This is a genomic window from Ensifer sp. NPDC090286 (assembly GCF_044769565.1).
Classification (GTDB): Bacteria; Pseudomonadota; Alphaproteobacteria; order Rhizobiales; family Rhizobiaceae; genus Ensifer.
On the sequence record NZ_JBIVYF010000006.1, the window covers coordinates 82,918 to 108,686 of the forward strand.

Annotated in this window: 24 protein-coding genes; 16 read left to right on the forward strand and 8 right to left on the reverse strand. The window is 63.9% G+C overall.

What is annotated here, in order from left to right; translation table 11 throughout:
• Positions 1-122 precede the first annotated feature (122 nt).
• On the forward strand, positions 123-1,565 hold the full coding sequence (locus ACIQUG_RS27135) for a L,D-transpeptidase family protein (protein ID WP_402325281.1): 1,443 nt from the start codon (positions 123-125) through the stop codon (positions 1,563-1,565).
• Positions 1,565-1,801, forward strand: a complete 237-nt coding sequence (locus tag ACIQUG_RS27140; protein ID WP_402325284.1) for a sulfurtransferase TusA family protein — start codon at positions 1,565-1,567, stop codon at positions 1,799-1,801. The genes ACIQUG_RS27135 and ACIQUG_RS27140 overlap by 1 nt, the downstream gene beginning before the upstream one ends.
• A 305-nt stretch (positions 1,802-2,106) precedes the next feature.
• Here ACIQUG_RS27140 and ACIQUG_RS27145 read toward each other — a convergent pair whose 3' ends face one another.
• Together ACIQUG_RS27145 and ACIQUG_RS27150 are read right to left on the reverse strand one after the other, a co-directional pair.
• Positions 2,107-3,261, reverse strand: a complete 1,155-nt coding sequence (locus tag ACIQUG_RS27145; RefSeq protein ID WP_402325285.1) for a CobW family GTP-binding protein — start codon at positions 3,259-3,261, stop codon at positions 2,107-2,109.
• 12 nt (positions 3,262-3,273) lie between these two features.
• Complete coding sequence (locus ACIQUG_RS27150) at positions 3,274-4,344, reverse strand: D-alanyl-D-alanine carboxypeptidase family protein (RefSeq protein WP_043617470.1); 1,071 nt, start codon at positions 4,342-4,344, stop codon at positions 3,274-3,276.
• A 201-nt stretch (positions 4,345-4,545) separates the two neighbouring features.
• Here ACIQUG_RS27150 and ACIQUG_RS27155 point away from each other — a divergent pair, with 201 nt between their 5' ends.
• Both ACIQUG_RS27155 and ACIQUG_RS27160 read left to right on the forward strand, forming a co-directional pair.
• A complete protein-coding gene (locus ACIQUG_RS27155; RefSeq protein ID WP_043617464.1) occupies positions 4,546-5,709 on the forward strand; it encodes a M20 aminoacylase family protein in 1,164 nt (387 codons plus the stop codon).
• A gap of 19 nt (positions 5,710-5,728) precedes the next feature.
• On the forward strand, positions 5,729-6,193 hold the full coding sequence (locus ACIQUG_RS27160) for an Lrp/AsnC ligand binding domain-containing protein (protein WP_043617461.1): 465 nt from the start codon (positions 5,729-5,731) through the stop codon (positions 6,191-6,193).
• Positions 6,194-6,258: 65 nt separating this feature from the next.
• Here the strand turns inward: ACIQUG_RS27160 and ACIQUG_RS27165 are convergent, their stop codons facing one another.
• A complete protein-coding gene (locus ACIQUG_RS27165; RefSeq protein WP_402325287.1) occupies positions 6,259-7,311 on the reverse strand; it encodes an NAD(P)-dependent alcohol dehydrogenase in 1,053 nt (350 codons plus the stop codon).
• A gap of 217 nt (positions 7,312-7,528) precedes the next feature.
• Between ACIQUG_RS27165 and ACIQUG_RS27170 the strand changes: the two genes are divergently transcribed.
• Positions 7,529-8,467, forward strand: a complete 939-nt coding sequence (locus tag ACIQUG_RS27170; protein ID WP_043617455.1) for an AraC family transcriptional regulator — start codon at positions 7,529-7,531, stop codon at positions 8,465-8,467.
• 24 nt (positions 8,468-8,491) lie between these two features.
• Here the strand turns inward: ACIQUG_RS27170 and ACIQUG_RS27175 are convergent, their stop codons facing one another.
• On the reverse strand, positions 8,492-8,926 hold the full coding sequence (locus ACIQUG_RS27175) for an Lrp/AsnC family transcriptional regulator (protein ID WP_043617453.1): 435 nt from the start codon (positions 8,924-8,926) through the stop codon (positions 8,492-8,494).
• 126 nt (positions 8,927-9,052) lie between these two features.
• On the opposite strand from ACIQUG_RS27175, the gene ACIQUG_RS27180 reads away from it, so the two are divergent.
• Positions 9,053-12,109 carry an aminotransferase class III-fold pyridoxal phosphate-dependent enzyme gene (locus ACIQUG_RS27180; RefSeq protein WP_402325289.1) on the forward strand — a complete coding sequence of 1,019 codons (3,057 nt, stop codon included), beginning with the start codon at positions 9,053-9,055 and terminating at the stop codon, positions 12,107-12,109.
• Between the two features lie 106 nt (positions 12,110-12,215).
• Positions 12,216-13,238 (forward strand): amino acid ABC transporter substrate-binding protein, encoded by a 1,023-nt coding sequence (locus tag ACIQUG_RS27185; protein ID WP_402325291.1) that lies wholly within the window; start codon positions 12,216-12,218, stop codon positions 13,236-13,238.
• Between the two features lie 99 nt (positions 13,239-13,337).
• On the opposite strand, the gene ACIQUG_RS27190 is transcribed toward ACIQUG_RS27185, so the two are convergent.
• Complete coding sequence (locus tag ACIQUG_RS27190) at positions 13,338-16,262, reverse strand: aminotransferase (protein ID WP_402325292.1); 2,925 nt, start codon at positions 16,260-16,262, stop codon at positions 13,338-13,340.
• Between the two features lie 115 nt (positions 16,263-16,377).
• Positions 16,378-17,121, reverse strand: a complete 744-nt coding sequence (gene hutC, locus ACIQUG_RS27195) for a histidine utilization repressor (protein ID WP_402325294.1) — start codon at positions 17,119-17,121, stop codon at positions 16,378-16,380.
• A gap of 136 nt (positions 17,122-17,257) precedes the next feature.
• Between hutC and hutF the strand changes: the two genes are divergently transcribed.
• The 6 genes from hutF (at position 17,258) to ACIQUG_RS27225 (ending at position 23,576) form a co-directional block, all read left to right on the forward strand.
• Positions 17,258-18,634, forward strand: coding sequence for a formimidoylglutamate deiminase (gene hutF, locus ACIQUG_RS27200; RefSeq protein WP_402325296.1), 1,377 nt, complete (start codon positions 17,258-17,260; stop codon positions 18,632-18,634).
• 36 nt (positions 18,635-18,670) lie between these two features.
• Positions 18,671-19,705: an ABC transporter substrate-binding protein gene (locus tag ACIQUG_RS27205; protein ID WP_402325298.1), complete on the forward strand. Its 1,035-nt coding sequence runs from the start codon at positions 18,671-18,673 to the stop codon at positions 19,703-19,705.
• A gap of 141 nt (positions 19,706-19,846) precedes the next feature.
• A complete protein-coding gene (locus ACIQUG_RS27210) occupies positions 19,847-20,704 on the forward strand; it encodes an ABC transporter permease (protein ID WP_402325299.1) in 858 nt (285 codons plus the stop codon).
• Positions 20,697-21,524 carry a glycine betaine/L-proline ABC transporter ATP-binding protein gene (locus ACIQUG_RS27215; protein ID WP_402325301.1) on the forward strand — a complete coding sequence of 276 codons (828 nt, stop codon included), beginning with the start codon at positions 20,697-20,699 and terminating at the stop codon, positions 21,522-21,524. The genes ACIQUG_RS27210 and ACIQUG_RS27215 overlap by 8 nt, the downstream gene beginning before the upstream one ends.
• Positions 21,517-22,998 (forward strand): histidine ammonia-lyase, encoded by a 1,482-nt coding sequence (hutH, locus tag ACIQUG_RS27220; protein ID WP_402325302.1) that lies wholly within the window; start codon positions 21,517-21,519, stop codon positions 22,996-22,998. Before ACIQUG_RS27215 ends, hutH begins: the two co-directional genes overlap by 8 nt.
• Positions 22,995-23,576, forward strand: a complete 582-nt coding sequence (locus ACIQUG_RS27225) for a HutD family protein (protein ID WP_402325304.1) — start codon at positions 22,995-22,997, stop codon at positions 23,574-23,576. The genes hutH and ACIQUG_RS27225 overlap by 4 nt, the downstream gene beginning before the upstream one ends.
• An 18-nt stretch (positions 23,577-23,594) precedes the next feature.
• On the opposite strand, the gene ACIQUG_RS27230 is transcribed toward ACIQUG_RS27225, so the two are convergent.
• A complete protein-coding gene (locus tag ACIQUG_RS27230) occupies positions 23,595-24,035 on the reverse strand; it encodes an acetyltransferase (RefSeq protein ID WP_402325306.1) in 441 nt (146 codons plus the stop codon).
• 259 nt (positions 24,036-24,294) lie between these two features.
• Between ACIQUG_RS27230 and ACIQUG_RS27235 the strand changes: the two genes are divergently transcribed.
• From ACIQUG_RS27235 to ACIQUG_RS27245, 3 genes are all read left to right on the forward strand, one after another.
• Positions 24,295-24,603: an energy transducer TonB gene (locus tag ACIQUG_RS27235; protein ID WP_402325308.1), complete on the forward strand. Its 309-nt coding sequence runs from the start codon at positions 24,295-24,297 to the stop codon at positions 24,601-24,603.
• Positions 24,604-24,771: 168 nt separating this feature from the next.
• Positions 24,772-24,930, forward strand: coding sequence for a hypothetical protein (locus ACIQUG_RS27240; protein ID WP_156133954.1), 159 nt, complete (start codon positions 24,772-24,774; stop codon positions 24,928-24,930).
• 104 nt (positions 24,931-25,034) lie between these two features.
• Positions 25,035-25,250, forward strand: a complete 216-nt coding sequence (locus ACIQUG_RS27245; protein WP_402325311.1) for a hypothetical protein — start codon at positions 25,035-25,037, stop codon at positions 25,248-25,250.
• A gap of 92 nt (positions 25,251-25,342) precedes the next feature.
• On the opposite strand, the gene ACIQUG_RS27250 is transcribed toward ACIQUG_RS27245, so the two are convergent.
• Positions 25,343-25,531 (reverse strand): hypothetical protein, encoded by a 189-nt coding sequence (locus ACIQUG_RS27250; protein WP_402325312.1) that lies wholly within the window; start codon positions 25,529-25,531, stop codon positions 25,343-25,345.
• Positions 25,532-25,769 lie beyond the last annotated feature (238 nt).

The window sequence follows — 25,769 nt, forward strand, 5'->3', positions numbered from 1 at the left end:
GGCAGGGCCACCCTGCAGGGTTAAGAATTCGTGAAGTATAATCGCTTAGTGATTCTCTAAAGGGCCCACCCTCGCGGACTGGGCTTTCCTAGTCGAGTTTGGGTTTGAACGGGCCTCTGCTGATGCGTTTCTGGAACCTTTTAGCTTCCGCCGCCATTGTCGCCACACTTGCCGGCTGCACCAACGAAGCGCTGGATGCGACGACGTCGGTCGATATCAAGTCCGTCAAGAACAAGACCGAGTACCAGGTCTCTGCGCCGATGGTCAGAAAGATGACCGAACTCGGCATGCAGAAGCAGGCGCCGATCGCGCTGCGCATCTTCAAGGAAGAAGGCACGCTCGAGGTCTGGAAGGCCAACACTGCCAACCGTTTCCAGCTCTTGAAGACCTACAAGATCTGCGCCTGGTCCGGCAAGCTCGGCCCCAAGGTTAAGGAAGGCGACCGGCAGGCCCCGGAAGGTTTCTACCCGCTCTTCCCCCGCCAGATGAACCCCAACTCCAACTATTATCTGGCGATCAACACCGGCTATCCCAACGCCTACGACAAGGCGAACGGCCGCCAGGGCACGCACCTGATGATCCACGGCGCCTGCTCGTCGTCGGGCTGCTACTCGATGACCGACGAGCAGATGATCGAGATCTTCGCGCTCGCCCGCGACAGCTTCAAGGGCGGCCAGGAAAGCGTACAGCTGCAGGCCTTCCCCTTCCGCATGACCGCGGAAAACATGGCGCGTCACCGCGACAACCCGAATATCGACTTCTGGAAAATGCTGAAGGTCGGTTACGATCAGTTCGAAGTCACCAAGCGTCCGCCGGAAGTCAACGTCTGCGAAAAGAAGTACGTCTTCAACCAGCAGGCCTCCGGCCCGTTCAATCCGGGTGGACAGTGCCCGGCCATGTCGACGCCGCCGGCCTTGCAGGTCGCCATGTCGACCTTCGAGAAGAGCTATCAGACCGACTACGACAAGGCCATGAAGAAGTATGACGGCATGGTCTGGTACGAGCCGAGCGAGGCCGAGCGCAAGGCGATCGTCGCCAAGCAGCGTGTCGGCCGCGAGCTCGCCTATGCTCCGACCGGCAACTCGCTTGACGCCGGCAAGATGATGAAGGCGAGCGATCTCGAAAAGAAGCTCGCCGATCAGAAGGAAGCGGAAGAAACCAAGGTGGCTGTCGAGCTCCAGAAGAAGGAACTCGAAAAGGCGACCGATGGCGGCAAGCACGTGCCCGTCCCCGCTGCCAATCCCATTCCGCAGCCGGTGATGCAGGCAGCCGTCGAAGAGCCGAAGAAATCCTTCTGGAGCCTGTTCTCGAAGAGCGAACCGGAATTGCAGATGCCGGCTCCCGTCGTCGTGACGCCGGACCAGCAGGCAACCGCCGCACCGCAGGCACAGCCGGCTCCGGCAACGACCGCAAAGCAGGCGAAAGCAGCGGCTCCCGCTGCCCAGCAGCAAGCCGCTGCCGTGACCACGGCAACGACGCCTGCAGCCGATGCGACCGCCGAGGCGCCGGTTCTGACGGAAGAGCCGCCGAAGAAGCGCCCGTTCTGGAAGATCTGGGGCAATTGATGCCGGACGAACAGAAGATCGTCTATGATCTCAGGGGGCTTAAATGCCCCCTTCCCGTTTTGAAGACGCGCAAACGCATGCTCTCGCTGGCACCGGGCGCTTTGCTGGAGATTGAGACCACCGACCCGCTGGCCGTGATCGACATTCCGCATTTCTGCAACGAGGACGGCCACAAGCTCGAAGAGACCGCACCCGCCGACGGTGGCCACCGGTTCCTCATCCGCAAAGGCGTCTGAGACGCAGCCAGCCGCAACGCGGCTTGGCATGATTTGTATTCGGGTTGCCTGCAGCCAGAATACGGTCCGCACCTTTCCCGGAGCCTACCTCAAGGCCGCAACTCCGAACGGAAAACCGCTTCGCACTTTTCCTGGAGCTTGCCTCAAGGGCGCAACTCCGGACGGAAAACCGCTTCGCACTTTTCCTGGAGCTTGCCTCAAGGGCGCAACTCCGGGCGGAAAACCGCTTCGCACTTTTCCTGGAGCTTGCCTCAAAGCCGCAACTCCGGGCGGAAAACCGCTTCGCACTTTTCCTGGAGCTTGCTTTAGAACCGCATGCCCGGAACGGCGAGCGGGTTGTCGGAGAGCGCCTGGGCGTCCGGCCGGTCGATGCGCGGCTTGCCGGTGAAGGCATCGAAGAGATCGCGAACGAAGTCTTCCGTCAGCCCCTTGGTAATCAGCACCATGCGCGTGCGCCGGTCGTTCGGGTCCGGCCAGGCGGCGAGCCGCTCCGGCGTGTGGAAGACGTTCTGCACGCCGTGCAGGACAAGCGGCCGGTCCGGCCGGTCGGCAACCGCAACGATCGCCTTCATCCTCAAGAGCTTCTCGCCATGCGCCGAGCGCAGCAGGTCGATGAACATGTCGAGCGCCATCGGCTCGATTGGTCGGTCGTGCACGATGCTGAAGGAACGGATGTCGCCGCCATGCCGCGTCACATCGTGATGGTGGTGATGACCGTGGCCATGGTGGTGATCGTGATCATGGTCGTGATGCTCGTGGCCATGGTCATGATGGTGGTCGTCATGCGCCTCGTCCTGCAGCCAACGGCCGACATCGGCGATCTTCGACGACGGGTCGTAAAGGCCGCAGTCGAACAGCTCTGCGCGCCCTGCCTCGGCACTGTCGCCATCGATCAGCGGCGCGCGCGGATTGAGCGCGCGGATCCGCGCCGTCAGCGCATCACGCTCCGAGACTTCGGCAAGGCTGGCCTTGCTGATGACGATGCGGTCGGCAACGGCAACCTGCTTCAGCGCTTCCTCGTGGTTGGCGATCGTCTGCAGGCCGTTGACGGCATCGACGACGGTGACGACGCCGTCCAGGCGGAAGTTCTGCGCGATGATCGGGTTGCCGATCACCGACTGCAGCACCGGCGCCGGGTCGGCAAGGCCCGTGGTCTCAATGACGACGCGCTTCAGCGGCTTGATCTTGCCAGTCTGCATGCGATCCATGAGATCGGCGAGCGTATCGACCAGTTCGCCGCGCACGGTGCAGCAGAGGCAGCCGTCGGAAAGCTCGATGACCCCGTCGCTGGACGCTTCCACCAGCAGGTGGTCGATCGAGACGTCGCCGAACTCGTTGATGATCACGGCCGTATCCGAGAGATCGGGATCCTTCAGCAACCGGTTGAGCAGCGTCGTCTTGCCCGCACCGAGAAAGCCGGTGAGGATCGAGACCGGCACCGCCGACAAGGGACTAACCATCATGCACTCCGATCAGAAGGTCGGCCGCGGCACCGGGATCGGCACATTGGCGACATCGCCCTGGCCGGCCGGGTCGCCGGCAAGCTTCGGAGCCTTTTCGCCGCTGCCGGCGATGAGCCCGGCGAAGGCGAGCTTCAGCGGCCGGTTGATTTCGTGGATATAGGGCGAAAGCAGCTTCTGGCGGCCGGCCTCGTCGCGGCCTTCGCTGCGGACCTTCGCGGCCGCCTTCGAGCAGATCTGCTTGCTGACGTCGGCGACCATGTCGCGCGTCTCGCCATAGGGCGGGATCTGCACCAGCGACGGCTTGCCGTTGCCGTTCGTCGTCAGTGCCATCTGCAGGAGCCTTGCCGACTCGTCCGCACGCGCACCGAGGCTGTCCTCACCGAGCACGACCGAGACGACGCTGCGCCCCTCGCGGGTGGCGGACGAAACCTGGTTGAAGCCCGAGGCGCAGATGAAGCCGGTCTTCATGCCGTCAGCCCCTTCGAAGCGGCCGATCAGCATGTTGTAGTTCGGATAATCCTTCTTGCCGGTGGTAAAGCCTTCCAGCGAGAAATAGGAGGCGTATTGCGGAAACTCGCGCTTGAGCGTGATCGCCAGCACCGCAAGGTCGCGGGCCGTCGTGTACTGGCCGGGACCGGGCAGACCGTTGGGGTTGACGAAGTTCGAGGACGTCATGCCGATGCGGCGGGCCTCGGCGTTCATCCGCTCGATGAAGGCGGGCTCCGAACCGGCGACCGTTTCGGCGATCGCGACGGCGACGTCGTTTGCCGACTTCACCAGCATCATCTTCAGCGCGCTGTCGAGCGTCATCGCCTGGCCGGGCTTGTAGAACATCTTGCTCGGCGGCTCGGCGGCGGCGTTCTTGGTCATGACGACCGGGCTCTCGAGCGTAAGCTGGCCGGACTTGATGGCGCGGAAGGCCGTGTAGGCCGTCATCAGCTTGGTCAGCGACGCCGGATACCATTTCTGGAAAATATCCTGGTGCTCGTAAACCTTCAGCGAATTGACGTCGACGACCAGCCTCGGATTGGCCGCAGCCGGCAGCGCCGCAAGAAGCGTGGCGCATGTCGCCGCCGTCACTCCGAGCGTCTTCAACTTGCCACGCGTGAAAAATCCTGCTGTCACCACGATAGGACCTCGAAAATCCGCTGTTGCCTCGTCTCGTCCGGCTATTTAGCCTATATGGCGAGGAGATGGCAAAGCCCATTCACGGGCAGTGATGCCAATCCACACCGATACGCAGATACAATTAGTGATCGAACAGACCGACAGGACGAAACGATGCCGATACTCAACCGTGCCGCCGAGCTCCAGAATGAAGTCACCGAATGGCGGCGCCACCTGCACAGGAATCCGGAGCTCCTGTTCGCGGTCGAAAATACGGCAGCCTTCGTCGAAAAGAAACTGAAGGAGTTCGGCGTTGACGAAATCGTGACGGGGCTTGGCCGCACCGGCGTCGTCGGCCTCATCCGCGGCAATCTCGGCGCGGGCCGCACCATCGGCCTGCGCGCCGACATGGACGCGCTGCCGATCACCGAGACGAGCGGCAAGGACTGGGCGTCCGAGACGTCCGGCAAGATGCATGCCTGCGGCCACGACGGCCACACGGCCATGCTTCTCGGCGCGGCGAAGTATCTCGCTGAGACCCGCAATTTCGCCGGCCAGGTCGCCGTGATCTTCCAGCCCGCCGAAGAAGGCGGCGGCGGCGGCAACGAGATGGTCAAGGACGGCATGATGGAGCGCTTCGCCATCGCCGAAGTCTACGGCATGCACAACATGCCGGGCATGCCCGTCGGCCAGTTCGGCAGCCGCGTCGGCCCGATCATGGCCTCGACCGACGAGTTCACCATCACCATCAAGGGCCGTGGCGGCCATGCCGCCCAGCCGCACAAGACGATCGACCCGATCGTCGTCGGCACCCAGATCGTGACCGCCCTGCAGACGATCGCGTCGCGCACCGTCGACCCGCTCGCCTCCGTCGTCGTCTCCGTCACCAAGTTCAATGCCGGTTTCGCCCACAACGTCATTCCGGAGGAAGCCGTGCTCGGCGGCACCGTGCGCACCCTCATGCCCGAGGTTCGCGAGATCGGCGAAAGCCGCATCCGCACGATTGCCGAGGGCGTTGCCCAGATCTACGGCGCGACCGTCCAGGTCGCCTACAACCGCAACTATCCGGTGACCGTGAACCATGCCGACGAGACCGGCTATGCTTTGCAGGCAGCAGCCGAAATTGCCGGCGCCGGCAATATCCAGCCGTCGCTCGATCCGATGATGGGCGGCGAGGACTTCTCCTACATGCTGCTTGCCCGCCCCGGCGCCTTTATTTTCATGGGCAATGGCGACACGGCCGGGCTGCATCACCCCGCCTACGATTTCAACGACGACGCGATCCCGCACGGCATTTCCTACTGGGTGAAGCTCGCGGAAACGCGACTTGCCGCCTGAGGCACGGGTGGGAGGCTCCATGCATCAGATCGACAAGATTGACCGACGAATTCTCAACATCCTCCAGGCGGACGGCCGCATCACCAATCTGGAGCTCGCCGATCGCATCGGCCTGTCGCCGACCGCGACCAGCGAAAGGCTGCGGCGGCTGCTGAAGGAAGGTTACGTCTCGGGCTTCGGCGCGAGACTGGACCCGCAGAAGCTCGGCTTCGGCCTGCTGGTGTTCATCGAGGTCATGCTCGACAAGACGACACCCGACGTCTTCGACCAGTTCGCCGCCGCCGTCAAACAGGCGCCGTCCGTGCTCGAATGTCACATGGTGGCCGGCGGCTTCGACTATCTGGTCAAGACGCGGTTCGAGGACATGGCCGCCTACCGCAACTTCCTCGGCCAGGTGCTCTGGACGCTGCCGGGCGTCAAGGAAACCCGCACCTATGCGGTCATGGAAGAGATCAAGAACGACGGGCCGCTGCCGCTGGTGTGAGCCTCTGCCGCAAACAAAAAACGGCCCGGGATCTGCGCAGATGCCGGGCCGTCTGTTTTTTCAACTTAGGCGACGTCCGCCAACGACGCCATGTCGATCACGAAGCGGTAGCGCACGTCGCTCTTGACGACGCGTTCATAGGCCTCGTTGATCTCTTGGATGCGGATCGTCTCGATCTCCGAGACGATGCCATGCTCGCCACAGAAGTCGAGCATCTCCTGAGTTTCCTTGATCGAACCGATCATCGAGCCGGAAATGCTGCGGCGCGCCGGCACCAGCGAGAAGGCGTGCACCGGCACGGCGTTCTCCGGAATGCCGACCAGCACGAAGTCGCCATCGACCTTCAGCAGGCTGACATAGGCGTTCCAGTCGATCTCGGCCGCAACCGTGCAGATGATCAGGTCGAAGGTGCCAGCGAGCGCCTTGAAGGTCTCGGGGTCGTTGGTGGCGTAGTAGTGGTCGGCGCCGAGCTTCAGCCCGTCTTCCTTCTTGGAGAGCGTCTGGCTGAGAACGGTCACGTCCGCGCCCATGGCATGCGCCAGCTTGACGCCCATATGGCCGAGACCGCCCATGCCGACGATCGCGACCTTCTTGCCGGGACCGGCCTTCCAGTGGCGTAGCGGCGAATAGAGCGTGATGCCGGCGCACAGAAGCGGTGCTGCGGCATCGAGCGGCAGGTTCTCCGGGATCGACAGAACGTAGCCTTCCTTGACGACGATGCTGTCGGAATAGCCGCCCTGGGTCGGTGTCTTACCGTCGGCTTCAACGCCGTTATAGGTCACGACCAGGCCCGGCATGTAGTGTTCCAGGTCGAGGTCGCGGGTGGCGCAGGTGGTGCAGGAATCGACGAAGCAGCCGACGCCGGCGCGGTCGCCGACCTTGAACTTGGTCACCTTGGAGCCGACCGCCGTGACGATGCCGACGATCTCGTGGCCTGGGACCATCGGGAAAGCCGAGTTGCCCCATTCGTTGCGGGCCTGGTGGATGTCGGAGTGGCAGACGCCGCAATACTTGATCTCGATCACCACGTCGTCGTCGCGCGGTTCGCGGCGTTCGAAGGTGAAGGGCGTCAGCGGCTTCGACGCATCGGTCGCCGCATATCCTCTTGCAATGGCCATCAGTCTGTCCTCATTTTGGGAAAGGGTGCAGGTCCGGAGGGAGCCCGGCCTGACGCATCAGGACTATGAGGGTGCGGGCGCTGCAAGCGTTAGAGCGATCCTGCAAAGTTTTTGCACGATCCTACAAGATTGACAGCGGCATCCTGGAGATGGCACGTCGAGACCCTATCTGAGCGTTGCCTCACACGACGCTAAGCCGCTGGAAAGACCTGAGATTATGACAGCCACGCGACAGACTGCCCGTCCCGAGATGATCGACGTCATTGCCCGGTTTGCCAAAACCGACGGCGATCACATGACCCAGATTGCCGGCCTGAGCCTACACCGGCACGGCGGCGATGCCCCGGTCAATTGCTCCGCCTACCGGCCGAGCCTGGCAATCATCGTGCAAGGGGCCAAGCGCGTGGTACTCGGCGAAGAGACGCTGATCTACGGCGCCTCGGATTATCTGCTGACGTCGATCGACCTGCCGGTTCTGTCCCAGGTCTGCCAGGCCTCCGCAGAGGAGCCCTACCTCAGCATGGCCTTCACGCTCGACCCGGGCAAGATCCAGGCGCTGCTTGCGTCCCTGTCGCAACTGCCGGCACCCGCCACCTCCGTGCGCGGCATGAGTGTCAGCAAGATCACTGTCGAACTCGAAGATGCGGCCCTTCGGCTCTTGCGCCTGCTCGAACGGCCGGACGATATCCCAGCACTGCTGCCCCTGATCGAACAGGAGATCCTCTATCGGCTTTTGACCGGCCCGCATGGCCACCGGCTCAGGCAGATGGCGACGACCGACAGCCAGCCGCACCAGGTCGGCCGCGCCGTCGCCTGGCTGAAGGAACACTATTCGCGGCCCTTGCGCATCGACGACCTCGCCAACCGCGTGTCGATGAGCGTCTCGTCGCTGCACCATCACTTCAAGGCGATCACCGCCATGAGCCCGCTGCAATACCAGAAGCAGCTTCGGCTGCAGGAGGCGCGGCGGCTGATGCTGGAGGAAAGCCTTGACGCCGGCGATGCCGGCCATCAGGTGGGCTATGAAAGCCAGTCGCAGTTCAGCCGCGAATATGCCCGCCACTTTGGCGAGCCACCGATGCGCGACATCGGCCGGGTCCGCCGCTCGCTGCTCGAACGGCTTGCGCCGCAGGCGGAGATGCTGAGCGAGGGCTGACCGAGCCCCCAGTTCCGCTGCGGATCAGCTCCGCTCGATATCTCTTCTCAGCACGATGGACGTCGTCAGGTCCTCGACATTGTCCATCGTCGCCACCTCATTGCGAAGCTCGTTGAGCGCATTGATCGAGCCAACCTCGACCTCGACGACCAAATCCAGCTGGCCGCTGACAGAGGACACCTTGCGCACGGTGGAGAAACCGGCGAGCCGGTCGAGCACGCCGATCGATGGCGTGCGCTTCAGGGTCACCAGCAGGAAGGCCTGGATCGTGCCCTCGTCCAGTTGCCCGATATCGGCACGATAGCCGCGAATGACGCCGGCCTTTTCCAGTCGCGTGACTCGCTCGGTCGTCGCACTTCGGGAGAGCCCGATCCGGCCTGCCAGCGACTTCATCGGGATCCGTGCTTCCTGCGACAGGATGCTGAGGATGGTGCGGTCGATCGCGTCGATGTCCTGCATGTCCCCTTCTCCGTGCTCGCCGACAAGATGACGGTTATTATAAACATAGTGCCGGTGCAACCGGCATATTGCCGGATGCATCCCCTCGTCGCTCATGCAAATCTTCTCACCGAGATGAGGATCCCCATGAACGATATGCTGAAGACCACGCCCGACTTTTCGACCGAAGCGGCAGCCGCCTTGCTGAAGGAGCATTACGGCCTCTCCGGCACGCTCTCGCTGCTCGCCAGCGAACGCGACCAGAACTTCAAGGTCGAGGCTGAGGACGGCAGCATCTCCATTCTGAAGATCGTCAATGGCGCCGAGCCCGAGGTCGAAAGCGATTTCCAGACCGCACTGCTCAGCCACGTCGGCACCCATGCCGCCGACCTGCCGGTGCCGCATATCCGGCCGACGCTGTCGGGCGCGAGCCTTGCTTCGACCACCAGTGCGGGCGGCGTCACCCACCGCCTGCGGCTCGTCAGCTGGGTCGAGGGCCTGCCGCTTGCCGAAACCGGACGCAGCGATGCGGCGCTCCAGTCGCTTGGGCAGATGCTCGGCCGCTTCGACGTCTCGCTCAAGGGCTTCATGCATCCGGGCGCGCTGCGCGACCTCGACTGGGACATCCGCCACGCCGGCCGTTCGGCCGACCGGCTGCATCACGTCGCTTCCGCCGAAGACCGCGCGCTGCTCGAGCGCTTCCTTGTCCGCTTCGAAAAGTCCGTGGCGCCGCGCCTTGCGACCCTTCGTGCCGCCGTCATCCACAACGACGCCAACGACTGGAATGTGCTGGTCGATAAAGTCGACCACGACACCATTTCCGGCCTGATCGATTTCGGCGACGCCCTGCATGCGCCGGTGATCGCCGAGGTCGCGATCGCGGCCGCTTATGCCGGGCTCGACCATCCCGATCCGATCGGCGCTGCCGCTGCCATCGCCCGCGGCTTCCATGGCGAATATCCGCTGGCGGAAGAAGAGATCGACCTGCTCTTCGATCTCATCGCCATGCGCCTCGTCACGTCGGTGACGATCTCGGCCTCCCGCCGCGCCCACACCGAGGACAATCCCTATCTGGCGATCAGCGAACGCCCGGCCTGGACGCTGCTGCGCAAGCTCGACCGGATGAACCCGCGTTTCGCGACCGCCATCCTGCGGCATGCCTGCGGCTTCGAGGCAAGCCCGGGCGCGCGTGCCGTTGCCGCCTGGATCCGCGAGAACCGCAAGACGCTGAAACCGCTACTCGCACGCCCGGCCGGCACCTACCCGGCAGCGCTCGTTCCCTACGGCGACCCGCAGCATCCGATGACCGTGAAATCGGCAGCCGAACAACCGAATGAAGCCCAGGCGATCTGGGAAGACTATTGCCGCACGCACGGCGTCGAACTCGGCATCGGCCCCTTTGGCGAAGAACGCACGGTCTATGCCGGCGAGATGTTCGTCTCGCGCTTCATCGACCACACCCGCCGCACCCGCCATCTCGGGCTAGACCTGTTCATGGCCGCCGGCACCAGGCTCTACACACCGCTTGCCGCCACCGTCGTCAGCGTCGAGATCGAGAAAGACCCGCTCGGCTACGGCTGCCTGATAGCGCTTCGCCACGATCCCGAGGGCTGCCCGCCCTTCGTCACGCTCTGGGGTCACATGGCGCACGAAGCGATGGGACGCATCAAGGCCGGCGATCGGCTGGAGGCCGGCGCACTGGTCGGCGAGATGGGCGCCCCGAAGGAAAACGGCGGCTGGGCGCCGCACTTGCATCTGCAGCTTTCGACCGACACCAGCCTGACGGCGACCGAAATCCTCGGCGTCGGCGAACCGCAGTTTCTCGATGTCTGGGCCGAACTCTTCCCGGATGCGCGCACCTTTGCAGGCATTGCCGAGGAATTCTATGAGAAGAAGGGCCGCTCGCACGAGGAGATCGTCAAGCGCCGCAAGGAACTGCTCCTGCCGAACCTTTCGATCTCCTACGACAAGCCGATCAAGTTCGTGCGCGGCGAAGGCGTGTGGCTGATCGACGACAGCGGCCGCGCCTATCTCGATTGCTTCAACAATGTCTGCCACATCGGTCACGCCCATCCGGCGGTCGTCGAGGCGATGGCCAAGCAGGCGGCGATCCTCAACACCAACACCCGCTACCTGCACGACAACATCGTCGCCTATGCCGAGCGGCTGACGGCGACGCTGCCAAAGGAATTGACGGTCGCCGGTTTCGTCAACAGCGGCTCGGAAGCCAACAGCCTGGCGCTCAGGCTGATGCGTGCCCATACCGGTCGCGAGAATGCCATCACGCTCGACTGGTCCTATCACGGCACAACCCAGGAGCTGATCGACATCAGCCCCTACAAGTTCCGCCGCAAGGGCGGCAAGGGTCCCAAACCGCATGTGCATGTGGCGACCATTCCCGACAGCTACCATGCGCCGGCGGACTGGCCGGCCGAGGAACACGGCAAGCGCTTCGCCGATAGCGTCGCCGAGCTGATCCACGCGATGAAGGCCAAGGGCGAAGGTCCGGGCTTCTTCATCGCGGAATCGATCCCGAGCGTCGCCGGCCAGGTGTTCCTGCCGGAGGGGTACCTCAAGGAAGTCTATCGTCTCGTGCGCGAAGCCGGCGGCGTCTGCATCGCCGACGAGGTGCAGGTCGGCTTCGGCCGCGTCGGCAGCCATTGGTGGGCTTTCGAGACCCAAGGCGTCGTGCCCGACATCGTCACCATGGGTAAGCCGATCGGCGACGGCCATCCGCTCGCAGCCGTCGTCACGACCCGCGAGGTGACCGACAGCTTCAACAACGGCATGGAGTACTTCAACACCTTCGGCGGCAACCCGGTCTCCTGCGCCGTCGGCCTCGCCGTGCTCGACGTGATCGAGGGGCAGGATCTGCGCGGCAATGCGCTGTCGGTCGGCAACTATCTGATCGATGCCTTTCGCGCCATGCAGGCCCGCTACGAAGTGATCGGCGACGTGCGCGGCATGGGCCTGTTCCTCGGCATTGAACTCGTGACCGATCGCAAGACCAAGGCGCCGGCAACCGAATTCGCCCGCGCGGTCTCCAACGGCGCCCGCCGCCGTGGCGTGCTGATGGGCACCGAAGGTCCGCATGACAACATCTTGAAAATGCGCCCGCCGATGATCTTCTCGAAACGCGATGCCGATCACCTGCTCGCCGTGCTCGAAGAGACCTTCGCGGACGTCGCAAGGACGCTCGGCTAAGGCCGGGTCGAACAGCAGAAAAACCAGATGCCATGACCGGGGTGCACGACACGCATCCCGGCAACGAAGACGCATGTCCTAAAACAAGAGAAGAGGAGAACAGGAAATGAAACTTGGAGTGAAACTTGGAGTTCTGGCATTGGCGAGCGCGGCGTTTCTTGCCGGCACCGCCGCCAACGCCAGCATGCTCGACGTCATCAAGGAACGCGGCGAGCTTCGCTGCGGCGTCAGCCAGGGTGTGCTCGGCTTTTCCGCGCCCAACGACAAGGGCGAATGGACCGGCTTCGACATAGATTTCTGCCGTGCCGTGGCTGCCGCAGCGCTCGGCCATCCCGACAAGGTGAAATACGTGCCGCTCTCGACCAAGGAGCGCTTCACCGCGCTGCAGTCGGGCGAGGCCGACCTGCTTTCGCGCCAGACCACCTGGACGCTGTCGCGCGACACCGATCTCGGCATGAGCTTCGTCGGCGTCAACTACTATGACGGCCAGGCCTTCATGGTGCGCAACGACCTCGGCGTGAAGAGCGTCAAGGAACTCTCCGGCGCTTCCGTCTGCACCGAGACCGGCACGACGACCGAGCAGAACATGGCGGACTATTTCGGCGCCAATAACATCCAGTACCAGGTCGTCGCCTTCGAGAAGGCCGACCAGACGATCCAGGCCTTCAACACCGCGCGCTGCGACGTCTACTCGACCGACGCTTCGGCGCTTTATGCCCAGCGCCTGACGCTGAACGACCCCGATCGTTTCGTCGTTCTGCCGGAAGTCATCTCCAAGGAGCCGCTTGGCCCGGCCGTCCGCCAGGGCGACGATCAGTGGTTCAAGATCGTGCGCTGGACGCTGTTCGCACTGACCGAAGCGGAAGAACTCGGCATCACCAAGGACAATGCCGCCAAGCTCATCGAAAGCGGCACGACCGCCCAAAAGCGCTTCCTCGGCATCGAGAACGAAGCGGGCAAGTCGCTCGGCCTCGATCCGAAGTGGGCCTACCAGGTGGTTTCTGCCGTCGGCAACTATGGCGAAGTCTTCGAACGCCACCTCGGCAAGGACAGCCCGCTGAAGATCGATCGCGGTCTCAACAAACTCTGGAGCCAGGGCGGCCTGATGTACGCCCCGCCGGCACGCTGATCCGCAAGGAGCGATTCCGGCACGTCTCCGTTCGGAATTGCTAGACCCAAGGAAAAGCGCCAACGAGACGCCGCGGCCCTCCCCGCGGCGTTTTCGCTTTTACCAGCCTTCTTCCAGCACGCGGCTCAGCATGTCGGCGAAGAAGTCGGCGCTCTCGCGCGACAGGCAGAGCGGCGGCTTGATTTTCAGCACATTGAGATGATCGCCGGTCGGCTGCATGATGACGCCGAGATCGAGCAGGCGGTCGCAGATCGCCGCAGTCTCTTCGGTTGCCGGCGACAGGGTCTCCCGATCGCGCACGAATTCGACGCCGAGATAGAGCCCCATGCCGTGCACCGCGCCGATCAGCGGGAAACGCTGCCCGAGCGCTTCGAGCCGCGCTTTCAGATAGCCGCCGACCACCTGTGCGTTTTCCGGCAGCCGTTCCTCAGTCAGGATATCGAGCACCACCTGCCCGACGACCGAGCTCACCGGGCTGCCGCCCGAGGACGAGAAGAAGTATCCCTCCTTCTCCAGCGCATCGGCAATCTCACGGCGGGTGATAACCGCACCAAGCGGATGTCCGTTGCCCATGCCCTTGGCGACCGTGATGATATCGGGCACGACACCCTGCTCCTCGAAGCCCCAGAAGTAATCACCGAGCCGGCCGTAGCCGACCTGCACCTCGTCGGCGATGCAGACACCACCACGCGCCCGCACCATCGCATAAACAGCGTCGAGATAGCCCTTCGGCAAGGGAATGCCGCCGGCATTGCCGTAGACCGGCTCGCAGATGAAGCCCGCGAGCTTCTCGTCCGATGCGTCCAGCTCGGTCAGTTTCTTGACGACGGAGCGCACATAGCTGTCGGTCGTGTCGGCGCCGCGGAATTCGCCGCGATAGGTGTTGGGCGCGGTGACCGGATGCACCCAGGCCGGGCGGGTTTCGAGCGCCTGCGGATTGTCGGCGATCGAGGTCGACACCGCATCGCTCGCGACCGTCCAGCCGTGATAGGCCTCGAGCAGGCTCACGACATTGCGCGCGCCGGAATAGGCCCAGGCAAGCCGCAGCGCCAGGTCGTTCGCCTCCGAGCCGCTGTTGACGAGGAACACCGTGTCGAGCCCATCCGGCGCGAGGGCTGCAAGCCGCGTCGAGAATTCGGCGACGGAGGCATAGTGGAAGCGCGAATTGGTGTTGAGCAGCGACCATTGCCGCCCGACTGCGGCGGCAAGCCGGGGATGCCCGTGGCCGAGAATGGTGACGTTGTTGACCATGTCGAGATAGCTGCGGCCCTCGATATCGAACAAATGGTCCTTCCAGCCGCGCTCGATCTGCGGCGGTTGCCGGTAATAGTTCTTCTGCGGCTTGGCGAAGTGCTGCTGGCGGCGGGCGAGCAGTGTGTCGCTGTGCGGCTCGGGCCCATCGCATTCGAAGCCGAGGATACCGGCCGGTGACGGGCACAGGTGCTTCCACGCCGCCGCCTGATGCGGCATGACGAAAAGTGGCGGCACGAGGCCATGCTCGCGGCAAAGCTGGACACGGATCAGGCCGTAGGACTTCTGTTCGCCGGAGACGGCGCCCAGCACAGCGCCGGCAACGATCGTGTCCTCCAGATCGGCTCCGGCTTCCACGCCCTCGAGAAACAGGCTCACTTCGGCCCCTTCGAGCACCAGCAGCCCGTCCTGCCGGACGATACGAGCGGCAAAGGGAGCGACAATCTCGCGCCCGGCCTCCAGGCAGATATCGACATGCAGGGCGAAGGTGGCATCGGGCTTCGGTGACCGCAGCTGGGTCTCCGTCATCCGGTATTCGCCGTAGCGCGTCGTCGCGATGCCGATTGCGTGCGCGGCGTGCTGCAGCAGCGAGATCGGCAATCCCTGGTGCTGCCAGCGCTCCTCCGGCAAAAGCGGACTCAGGATCGAAAGCTCGATCTGGCGCACGTCCGTGGGGCCGAGCCCCGGGATCAGGCTCTCACCGGTCACCCGGGCCGACACCGGCGCGAAGCCGACGGCTGAAAGAATGGCGTGCTCCATCAACGCCGAAGGCACCGACGAGGCGACCTCGAAGATCTCCCGCTCATGCGCGGCATTGCCTTCGACGTAAGCGTTGTCGGGCTCGCGAGAGAGCTGGTGTTCGGAGCTTGCGACCAGCACCGCAGCGCGCGCGACGATCAGCGGCCAGAGCGCCTTCAGTTCCACCTCGGTCAACGGGCATGCCGCATGAAACGCCTTGACCGCGGGCAGGATGAACCAGGGGTCGCCATCCGCATGATGCAGCAGCGAGGCGCAGGTGACGGCAAGTTCGGCAACCAGCCAACCATTGAGGATATCGCCGAAGTCGATGACACCGTCCGGCATCGCCCGGCCGGCCGCGTCGGGCCGGCTGACGACGTTGTCGTCGGTAACGTCATGGTGGATCGCCTGGGTCCTGAGGCCAGGAGTGAGCGGCTGCAGCCGCCGCATGGCGCCGACCATCACTTCAGCGATGCGCTTCTTGCGCTGCTGGTCCGCCATATCTGTAAGGAGATGCAGGACGACGGGCCCGGCGCGCCTGAGATCCCATTGCAGTTCCCGCTCGAGCCCCGGATGCTCGAAGTCCTCCAGTGCCGACGCGAGCTGGCCCGCCAGGCCGCCGAGGGCAGCCACGGCTTCGCGCGACAGATGTTTGCGCCGGGTGAGCGGTTCGCCTTCGAGATAGCTGAGCAGGCGAATGCGATAATCCGCGCCGCGGACGGCGACGCTCTCGATCGCCTCGCCCTTGAGAGAGGGCACGACTTCCGCAACGCGTGCCGTCGGCAGACGGTCGCCGAGATGCCGCAACGCCGCGTTCTGCGCTTCCAGTTCCAGCGGCTCGTATTCCGCCCGGCAGATTTTCAGAACATAACGCCGCTCACCCGTGTCGAGGCGGTAGTTGCGGTCCTGCTGGCTGCCGAGTTCGCTGATCGTACCCGACAGGCCATAGTGTTCGGCGAGCAGCGAACGCGCCTCCTCGGCTCCGACATCGGGTCTCGGAAGCTCGGTGCGAAGCTTCAGCGCGTCCTCAACCATGGTCTCGTCATCCTCCCCTTCGGCGGTCGATCCTCCGAATCGACCGGAATGTTGTCGAGATTAGAGCGGGATCAAGGAAAAGATGTGCGGTTTCCCGTTTACACCCACCCGCGGCCTACTGCGACATGCCTTCCAGCCGATAGCGCGTGCCGGGATAGAGCAACCGCGCCGTCGTCACATTGCCGGCGTCCGACCAGGTGCGGCGGCGGATCATCAGGCACGGTTCGTTGCGGTCGATGCCGAGCAGCTTGCATTCCCAGAGCTGCGGCGCCACCGCCTCGACGATCTGTTCGGTGCGGGTGATCGGCGCCATTGCGGTGAGATAGGCGTTCGGCGTCATCGCCTGGAAATCCTGTTCCAGATAGCGCGGGCAGATCGCCGGATTGACGAAACGATCCTCGATCTGGATCGGCAGGCCGTTTTCCGAATGCACCATGATCGAATGGAAGACGCGGGCACCGGTGGCAAGGCCGAGCGCATAGCCGATGTCAGGCGTCGCGATCTCTTCCTTGAGCAGCGTCATCAACGACGTATGGGCGTGGCCACGTTCGTGGATCTCGTCGGCAATGTTGCGCACTTCAAGCAGCGCGGTGCTGCCCTTGTGGGCGGCCACGAACGAGCCGACGCCCTGCACCCGCGTGATCGCGCCTTCGGTTGCGAGTTCCCTGAGCGCCCGGTTGGCGGTCATGCGGCTGACGCCGAGGTCGGCGACGATCTCGTTTTCCGAGGGAATGCGATGATGGGCGGGCCATTCGCCGCTCTCGATGCGGCTGCGGATGAACTGCTTGACCGCCTCGTAGCGCGGCACCGGGCCGTCTTCGAAAGCGATCGTCTCGTTCCGTTTTCCCAGTGCCGTCATCAACTCAAGCCCCGCCTTTCCGCGCCGCCGAACAAATCGTGCGCATTCGCTCTCGAATCTTTTCGTTCATTTCACGCTTGCGCGCCAGCGTAAAATATCTATAGTTCCATATACAACTACGTACAGGAAAATGCACATGGCTAGTTTTCCCGTCAACCGGATCTTTGCAGAACGGGCTCTCCTGCCCGGCGGCTGGTCCGAAAACGTCGCGATTTCGCTCGACGCTTCCGGTCGCATTGCAGCGATCGAAACCGGCAGCGCCGCCGCTAGCAGCGACGAGCGCACCGCCGGCCCGCTGATCCCGGCGATCGCCAACCTTCACTCCCACGCCTTCCAGCGCGCCATGGCCGGCCTTGCCGAAGTGGCGGGCAGCGGCGACGACAGCTTCTGGACCTGGCGCGAGGAAATGTATCGCACCGTCGGGCTGGTAAACCCCGACGATGTCGAGGCGATCGCCGCCAAGCTCTATATGGAAATGCTGAAGGGCGGTTTCGGACACGTCGCCGAATTCCACTACCTGCACCACCATGCCGATGGCACGCCCTATGCCGACCCGGCCGAGATGTCGCTGCGCATTCTCGCTGCCGCCCGCACGACCGGGATCGGCCTCACCCATCTGCCTGTCTTCTACGCCCACGCCAATTTCGGCGGCGTTGCGCCGAACGCCGGACAGCGGCCGTTCCTGCATGATCCCGAGCGTTTCCTGGCACTGCTGCAGCGACTTGAACCGCTCTGCCGCGAGCAGGGTCACACGCTCGGCTACGCCATCCACTCCTTGCGCGCGGCGACGCCCGAGGAAATGCGTATCATCCTCGGTGCCGCACCGGTTGCCGGTCCGATCCACATCCATGTGGCCGAGCAGACCAAGGAAGTCGACGACAGCCTCGCCTGGAGCGGCCGCCGCCCGGTCGAATGGCTGCTCGACGAGATGCCGGTCAATGAGCGCTGGTGCGCGATCCACGCAACGCATCTGACCGAAAGCGAACGCCAGCGCCTGGCACGCTCCGGCGCGGTTGCCGGCCTCTGCCCCGCAACCGAGGCCAATCTCGGGGACGGCATCTTCCCGGCGGTCGATTTCATGGCCGAAGGCGGCGTCATCGGCGTCGGCACCGACAGCCATGTGGCGACCAGCGTTGCCGAGGAACTGCGGCTGCTCGAATACGGCCAGCGGCTGCGCGACCGGCGCCGCAACCGGCTCGCGACCGGCCCCGGCGCCTCGATCGGCCGGACGATTTTCGACGCTGCCCATAAGGGCGGCGCCCAGGCGGCCGGACAGAAGACGACCGGCATCACCATCGGCGCGCGCGCCGATTTCGTCGTGCTCGACGGCAGCAATCCCTACATCGCCGCCGCCACCGACAACCAGATCCTTGACCGCTGGCTCTTTGCGCTCGGCGGCGAGACCGTCCGCGACGTCATGGTCGCGGGCACGTGGAAGATCCGGAACGGACGCCACGACCGGGAGGACGATATCGACCGCGCCTTCGCGCGGGTGCTGATGAAACTGAAGTAAATCGTCAAAGCCAAAATCAAATCAGGGAACAGCTTAATGTCGATCAACAAATTGAAACTCACCCTAGCGGCAACCGGCCTCGTGCTGGCGGCGTCGGCCGGCAGCGCCAGCGCTTCCTATTGCGGTGACGGCAAGACCGTCATGTTCGCCGGCATCGACTGGGAAAGCGGCGCCTTCATCACCGAAGTGATGAAGGCCATTCTTTCCAAGGGCTACGATTGCCAGGTGGATTCGATCCCCGGCAACTCGGTGACGCTGGAACAGGCAACCGCCAACAACGACGTGCAGATTTTCGCCGAGGAGTGGCTCGGCCGCTCCGATATCTGGAACAAGGCGGTCGAGGAAAAGAAGGTCGTCGCCGTCGGCAAGACCTTTGTCGGCGCCAGCGAAGGTTGGTTCGTGCCGGAATACGTGATCAAGGGCGACGCGTCACGCAGCCTTGAAGCCAAGGCGCCGGATCTGAAGAGCGTCTCGCAGCTTTCCGACCCGAAGATCGTCGAACTCTTCGCCGATCCGGAGGAGCCGACCAAGGGCCGCTTCCTCAACTGCCCGTCAGGCTGGACCTGCGAAGGCGTGAGCTCGGCCAAGCTCGAAGCCTACAAGCTCGGCGAGACCTATGTGAACTTCCGTCCGGGCACCGGCACGGCGCTCGATTCCGCCATCACGTCCGCCTATCTCCAGGGCGAGCCGATCCTCTTCTACTACTGGTCGCCAACCGCGATCATGGGCAAGTTCAAGCTCGTGCAGCTTGAAGAGCCGGCCTATAGCGAAGAATGCTGGAAGGAGCTTTCGAGCGCCAACGGCAAGCGTGACCAGGGCTGCGCCTTCCCGTCGGTGGACGTCTCCTATGGCGTCAACAGCACCTTCGCGCAGGAAGCCCCCGAGATCATCGCCATCCTCGAAAAGGCGACCTTCCCGCTCGAAGCCGTCAACGGCAGCCTCGCCTACATGGCCGACAACAAGGTCGACGCGACGGCCGCTGCCGCCGAGTTCCTGAAGACCAAGGCCGATGTCTGGGGCAAGTGGGTTTCGGACGAAGCCCGCGGCAAGATCGAAGCCAGCCTGAAGTAATCACGCAATCGCTGCGATCGGGCCCCACCACACATCCGTGTCGGTGGGGCTCCTCCCGGCCCCTTGCGACCATTCCCGAGGCAAGCGTCATCGATGACCGCAGGAGGCGGCCGTCGATGAGCCGAGCAAGGAACGTTTCCGATGTTTCCGGATTCTCTCAATCTCTCCATTCGCGGGCCGGTGAACGATTTCATCCAGGCGCTGGTCAGCGGCTATGGCTGGGTCTTCAAGGCGATCAGCGCCGTCATTCTGAAGGCCGTTCTGTTCATCGAATGGATCCTGCGCGGCCTGCCCTGGTGGGTCGTCATCCTCATCTTCATGGCGCTTGCCTGGCAAAGCTCGAAGCGCTGGACCCTGACGGTAGCTGTCGGCATTCTGCTCTTTTTCGTCGGTGTGCTCGGCCTCTGGGACCTGACGATGCAGACGCTGGCGCTGATGCTGATGGCGACGATCGTCTCGGTCGTCATCGGCGTTCCCATGGGCATCTTCGTCGCCAAGAGCCGAACCGTGCGCAGCATCACGCTGCCGGTGCTCGACGTCATGCAGACGATGCCGAGCTTCGTCTACCTGATCCCGGCTTTGATGCTCTTCGGCCTCGGCAAGGTGCCGGCGATCCTCGCCACCATCATCTACGCCGTGCCACCGCTCATCCGCCTCACCGATCTCGGCATCCGCCAGGTTGACCATGAGGTCGTGGAAGCGGCGACCGCCTTTGGCGGCAGTCCCAACCAGATCCTCTTCGGCGTCGAGCTGCCGCTCGCCACGCCGACAATCATGGCCGGCCTCAATCAGACGATCATGATGGCGCTGTCGATGGTGGTCGTGGCCTCGATGATCGGCGCGCGCGGCCTCGGCGAGCAGGTGCTGAACGGCATCCAGACGCTCGACGTCGGCAAGGGCCTGGAAGCCGGCATCGGCATCGTCATTCTCGCGATCGTTCTCGACCGCATCACGCAAGGCTTCGGCAAGAGCCGGACGGAGGATCCCCGCAATGGCTGATATCGAGATCCGCAACGTCTACAAGATCTTCGGGCAGGACGCCAAGGCCGCCCTCGCCATGGCCAAGGAAGGGCTCAACAAGAGCGAAATCCTCGCCCGCTCCGGCTGCAGCGTCGGCCTCAACAATGTCAGCCTGACGATCGGCGCCGGCAAGATCTTCGTGATCATGGGGCTTTCCGGCTCCGGCAAGTCGACCCTGGTGCGCCACATCAACCGGCTGATCGAGCCGACGAGCGGCGAAGTGGCCTTCGACGGCAGCAACATCCTGGATCTTGATGCAAAAGCGCTGCGCACCTTCCGCATGCACCGCGTCAGCATGGTGTTCCAGAGTTTCGCGCTGATGCCGCACCGCACCGTGTTGCAGAACGTCGTTTACGGCCAGCGCGTCCGCGGCCTGCCCAAGGCCGAGGCCCGCGACATCGGCATGAAATGGATTGAGACGGTCGGTCTTGCCGGCTACGACGCCAAGTTCCCGCACCAACTCTCGGGCGGCATGAAGCAGCGCGTCGGCCTTGCCCGGGCTCTTGCCGCCGACACCGACGTGATCCTGATGGACGAGGCCTTCTCGGCACTCGACCCCCTGATCCGCGCCGACATGCAGGACCAACTGCTGCAACTGCAGCAGAACCTTTCAAAGACCATCGTCTTCATCACCCACGATCTCGACGAGGCGCTGCGCATCGGTTCGGAAATCGCCATCCTTAAGGACGGCCAGGTGGTGCAGGTCGGCACGCCGGACGATATTCTGGATCGGCCGGCCAACGATTATGTTGCCCGCTTCGTGCAACGCCGACAGGGACGACCGGAAGCCCATGAGTGAGAATATAGTCCTCGATGCGCCGCTGACCTGGAAGCAAATCGCGGCGGTCGCCAATGGCGCGCCGCTCGCGCTTTCCGATGCGGCACGCCAACGCATCGTCCATGCCCGCCGGATCGTCGACGCTCTGGTCGAGCGCGGCATCCGCGGTTACGGCATCAACACCGGTGTCGGCGCGCTCTGCGACGTCGTCATCGACCGCGAGAACCAGCGGGCGCTGTCGCGCAACATCATCCTCAGCCACGCCTGCGGCGTCGGCGAACCGCTCGCCCGTCTCGAGGCCCGCGCGGTCATGGCCGCCCAGATTGCCAACTTCGCCCACGGCTATTCCGGCGTGCGCATCGAGACGGTCGAGGCGCTGCTGGCGCTGCTCAATGCCAATCTCATCCCCGACATTCCGTCGGGCGGATCGGTCGGATACCTCACCCATGCAGCGGCGATCGGCCTCGTCTTGATCGGCCACGGCACCGTCAATGACGGCACGGGCAAGATTGGCGGCGCCGAGGCGCTCGCGCGGATCGGGCTAAAACCGCTCAGGCTCGAAGCCAAGGAGGGTCTCAGCCTCGTCAACGGCACACCCTGCGCCACCGGCCTTGCGGCCTTGGCGCTGTCGCGTGCCGCGCATCTCTTCGACTGGGCGGATGCCGCCGCCGCCATGACCTATGAAAACCTCGGCAGCCAGGCGAATGCCTTTGCCGCCGGCCCGCTGGCGCTTCGTCGCTCGGACGGATTGGATGCGGTCGGTGCGTCGCTGCGCGCCTATCTCGCCGATAGCCCGATGCTGGCAGAGACCGCCGGCACCCGCACGCAGGATCCCTTGAGCCTTCGCGCCGTGCCGCATGTGCACGGCGCTGCGCGCGATGCGCTCGCCCAGGTCGCCGAAGTGGTCGACCGCGAGCTTGCAAGCCTCACCGACAACCCGGCCGTATCCGGCACGCCCGAAGCGCCGGAGGTGCATTCGCAGGCCCATGCAGTGGGTGCTGCCCTTGGCCTTGCCATGGACAGCCTTGCGGTCGCCGTCGCCGAAGTCGCTGCCATTTCCGAGCGCCGCATCGACCGGCTGGTCAACCCGCTGGTAAGCCGCCTGCCCGCCTTCCTCGCCGGCGACAGCGGCGTTGCCTCCGGCTTCATGATCGCGCAATACACCGCCGCTTCGCTTGCCGCCGAAAACCGGCGCCTCGCAGCTCCTGCCAGCTTGGACGGCGGCATCACCTCGGCGCTGCAGGAGGATATCCTCACCCATGCGACGCCGGCCGCCTGGAAGGCACTTGCGATCGCCGACAATCTCGAAACGATCCTTTCAATCGAAGTGCTCGCCGCATCCCAGGCCTATGACCTGCAGCCGCGTGGCCGCGCGACACGCACGGACGGGCTCTACCGGCTGATCCGTGCCCGGATCCCGACCTATGCCGACGACCGGCCGCTGAATGGCGACTTCGCCCGGATGCGCGCGATCATCGAAGAGAGCCAGCCATGAAGACCCTTCGCGCCAGCACTTACAAACGCATGCCGTGGAAGAACGGCGGCGGCGAGACCGTGGAGATCGCGGTCTTCCCGCACAACGCCTCGCTCGCCGATTTCGACTGGCGGGTCAGCATGGCGACGGTGGCCACCGACGGCCCGTTTTCCAGCTTCCCCGGCATCGACCGCACGCTTTCGATCCTCCAGGGCAAGGGCATGCGGCTTGTGATCGAAGGCCGCGAACCGGTGGTGATGACGGGAGAAGCGGCACCGCTCCCCTTCCCGGCCGATGTCGCGACATCGGCGACGCTGGTGGATGGCCCGATCGTCGACCTCAACGTCATGACCAGGCGCGGCAGGCTTGCGCACAGGGTCAAGCGTCTCGCGCTCGATCATCCGCAGACGATGGAATGCGCGGCGAGGACGACGCTCGTTCTTTGCCATGGAGGCGCCGTGCGCCTGACCACGGCAGACGCTACGGCGGACCTCGCCGCCGGCGACACGGCCATCCTTGAAGCCGCGTCCGACGTCACGATCGAGCCCGCTGCCTCCGCCGTCCTGTTCCTGATTACCATCGACAAGCCAGCCCTCTGAACGGGCGCCGGCAGGCGATTATCCCCGACGCAGATGCAAAAGCGGATAGGGCCTGCCGGCATCGTCGACCGGCGAGCGCCCAACGATCTCGAAGCCCAGGCACTCATAGAAACCCGCGCCGGACGCATTCTGTTCGTTGACGTCGACCGTCAGCACCGGATGCAGGCTCATCGCATGTTCGACAAGCCGCCTCCCGACACCGGCGCCACGTGCGTCCGCATGCACGAAGAGGCTATCGATCTGTGCATCGCTCATGCCCATGAAGCCGAGCGGCCGGTCGTCCTCGTCCGCGGCAATCCAGAATTCGGCCGCCGGCAGATACTGGTCGCGCACCAGCACCTCGATGGCGGCAAAATCCTCCGGCGTCAGGAAATCATGCGTGGCGACGACGGCGCTGCGCCAGATGTCGACGGTACGGGGAAAATCGTCGGGGCGGGATGGGCGAATGGTGATAGTCATTTGAAATTCACTTCGAGGGGGCCGTGTGGCCAGCTGGACCGGGAGACAAGCTCTTCGCTGCGGCCGGAACGAATGGCGATGGGAGATGATGCCACGACGCAAAAGTGCGCGCAGGTCCGCCACAATACGCACGAGCGAGACGAGTTCAAGCGGCCGGTCGCCGCCCTCGGCGAGGGACTATGCACCGGAAAAGCGAAACTATTCTGGCAGATGCAATCGAAAGCTGATTTAGATCCCGCATTCACGGCTCCGGCGAACCATGAAAATCCTGCTTACCATTCTCTGCGCTGTTATGTTTGCGGCCGGCATCCTGACGCCCGCCCAGGCCACCTCCACAAACATCGACCGCGAACAGACGCAGCAATCACGCAAGCACGGGCCGTGGAGAACCCTGGTGCGCTTCGTGGTCGAGAAGAACGGCAAATTGTCCCTCCTGACCGTCCACCGTTCATCCGGAAACAAGAAAGCCGATGCTGCAGCCATCGACGCGGTCAGGCGGGCCGCTCCGTTCCCGAAGAACCCACGGGGGAGGAACGAATATCGGATCGAAATAGAGATGGTCCCCTAGATGCTGTCAGGCGATCGATGCGCCGGTCCAAACGCACGTCAGCCGTTCAGAAATCGCTAACCATATTCCATGTTCCCCGGGGAACAGCGCAATCGACGCCACACGATAGTCTCCATGTCACGGTTGTTAGCCACACATCAACAAACGCACGGACTGGAGGACAAGGACATGATCAAAACCGCTTTCGGCGTCAACGTCACCGTACTGGTCTTCTCGATCACCGTGATCGCCATCATGCACTTCGCCCTGTCCCAATATCGCGCAGCCGAAATCGCCAACATCGACCTGCCGGACTACACGACGATCACCTCGTCGATCCACCGCTAAGAACCCGCCCGCCTCGATTGGCGGTTGGCGCCGCCGAGCGGGAATCGGGTGGCCCGCGGTCCCCTCAAGGGCGAGAATTCTCCATCAAGCGATGGAGCCGAGCGATGACACCTCTTCTCAATCTCCACATGATTGCAGCTACCCGCGGCGACGGACTTCGGCCCGAACTGCTCGGCGCCATGGTGCGCGAGAGCCGGTGGCCCTGCCGCAACGTCGAGATCTCAACCGTGCATGTCGCCCTGTCGCAACATCGGGCGGCTGTAAACACCAACATCGACCTGCCCGGCGACACGCCCATTGCGCCGTCGATCAACAGGTAACCGTTTCGGACAGCCGACCGATGGGATCACCAATTTAGCCTCGTTCAGCCGATCAGAAATCGGGCCCTGCCTTTTGGCAAGCGCGGTGCAGGTCATGAGCCACCGACACAATCCCAGAGCTTTTCCACGGCGGCTGATGACCCTTTGAGATCGACCCTGACCTGATGGTCCCCGACGCGGAACAGCAATTCCGAACTTTGTTCGAGCAGCGTCTGGAAGCCGCCTTCTTCGCCGTCTCCCCGGACAGCGAGTTGCTGTGGCGTCAGCACCTCGATGCGCACAGGTGAAAATGCCTTGCCGTCGAAAAACAGCTCGGCCTTCGGTTGGCTGTCCGCGCCAAACGTCCAGGCGCCGTTGAAGAAGCCGAGATCAAAGGCCTCATTCATGTTGGCATAGACCATGAAGGTGGTCTTGCCGTCGGTCTCATTCGACATGACGCAGGCATTGGCCGTGTCGCCCTTCAGCCGCGAACCGGTCCAGGCACCGATTTCGAACGCGCGGTCCGGCGCGTTATCCTTA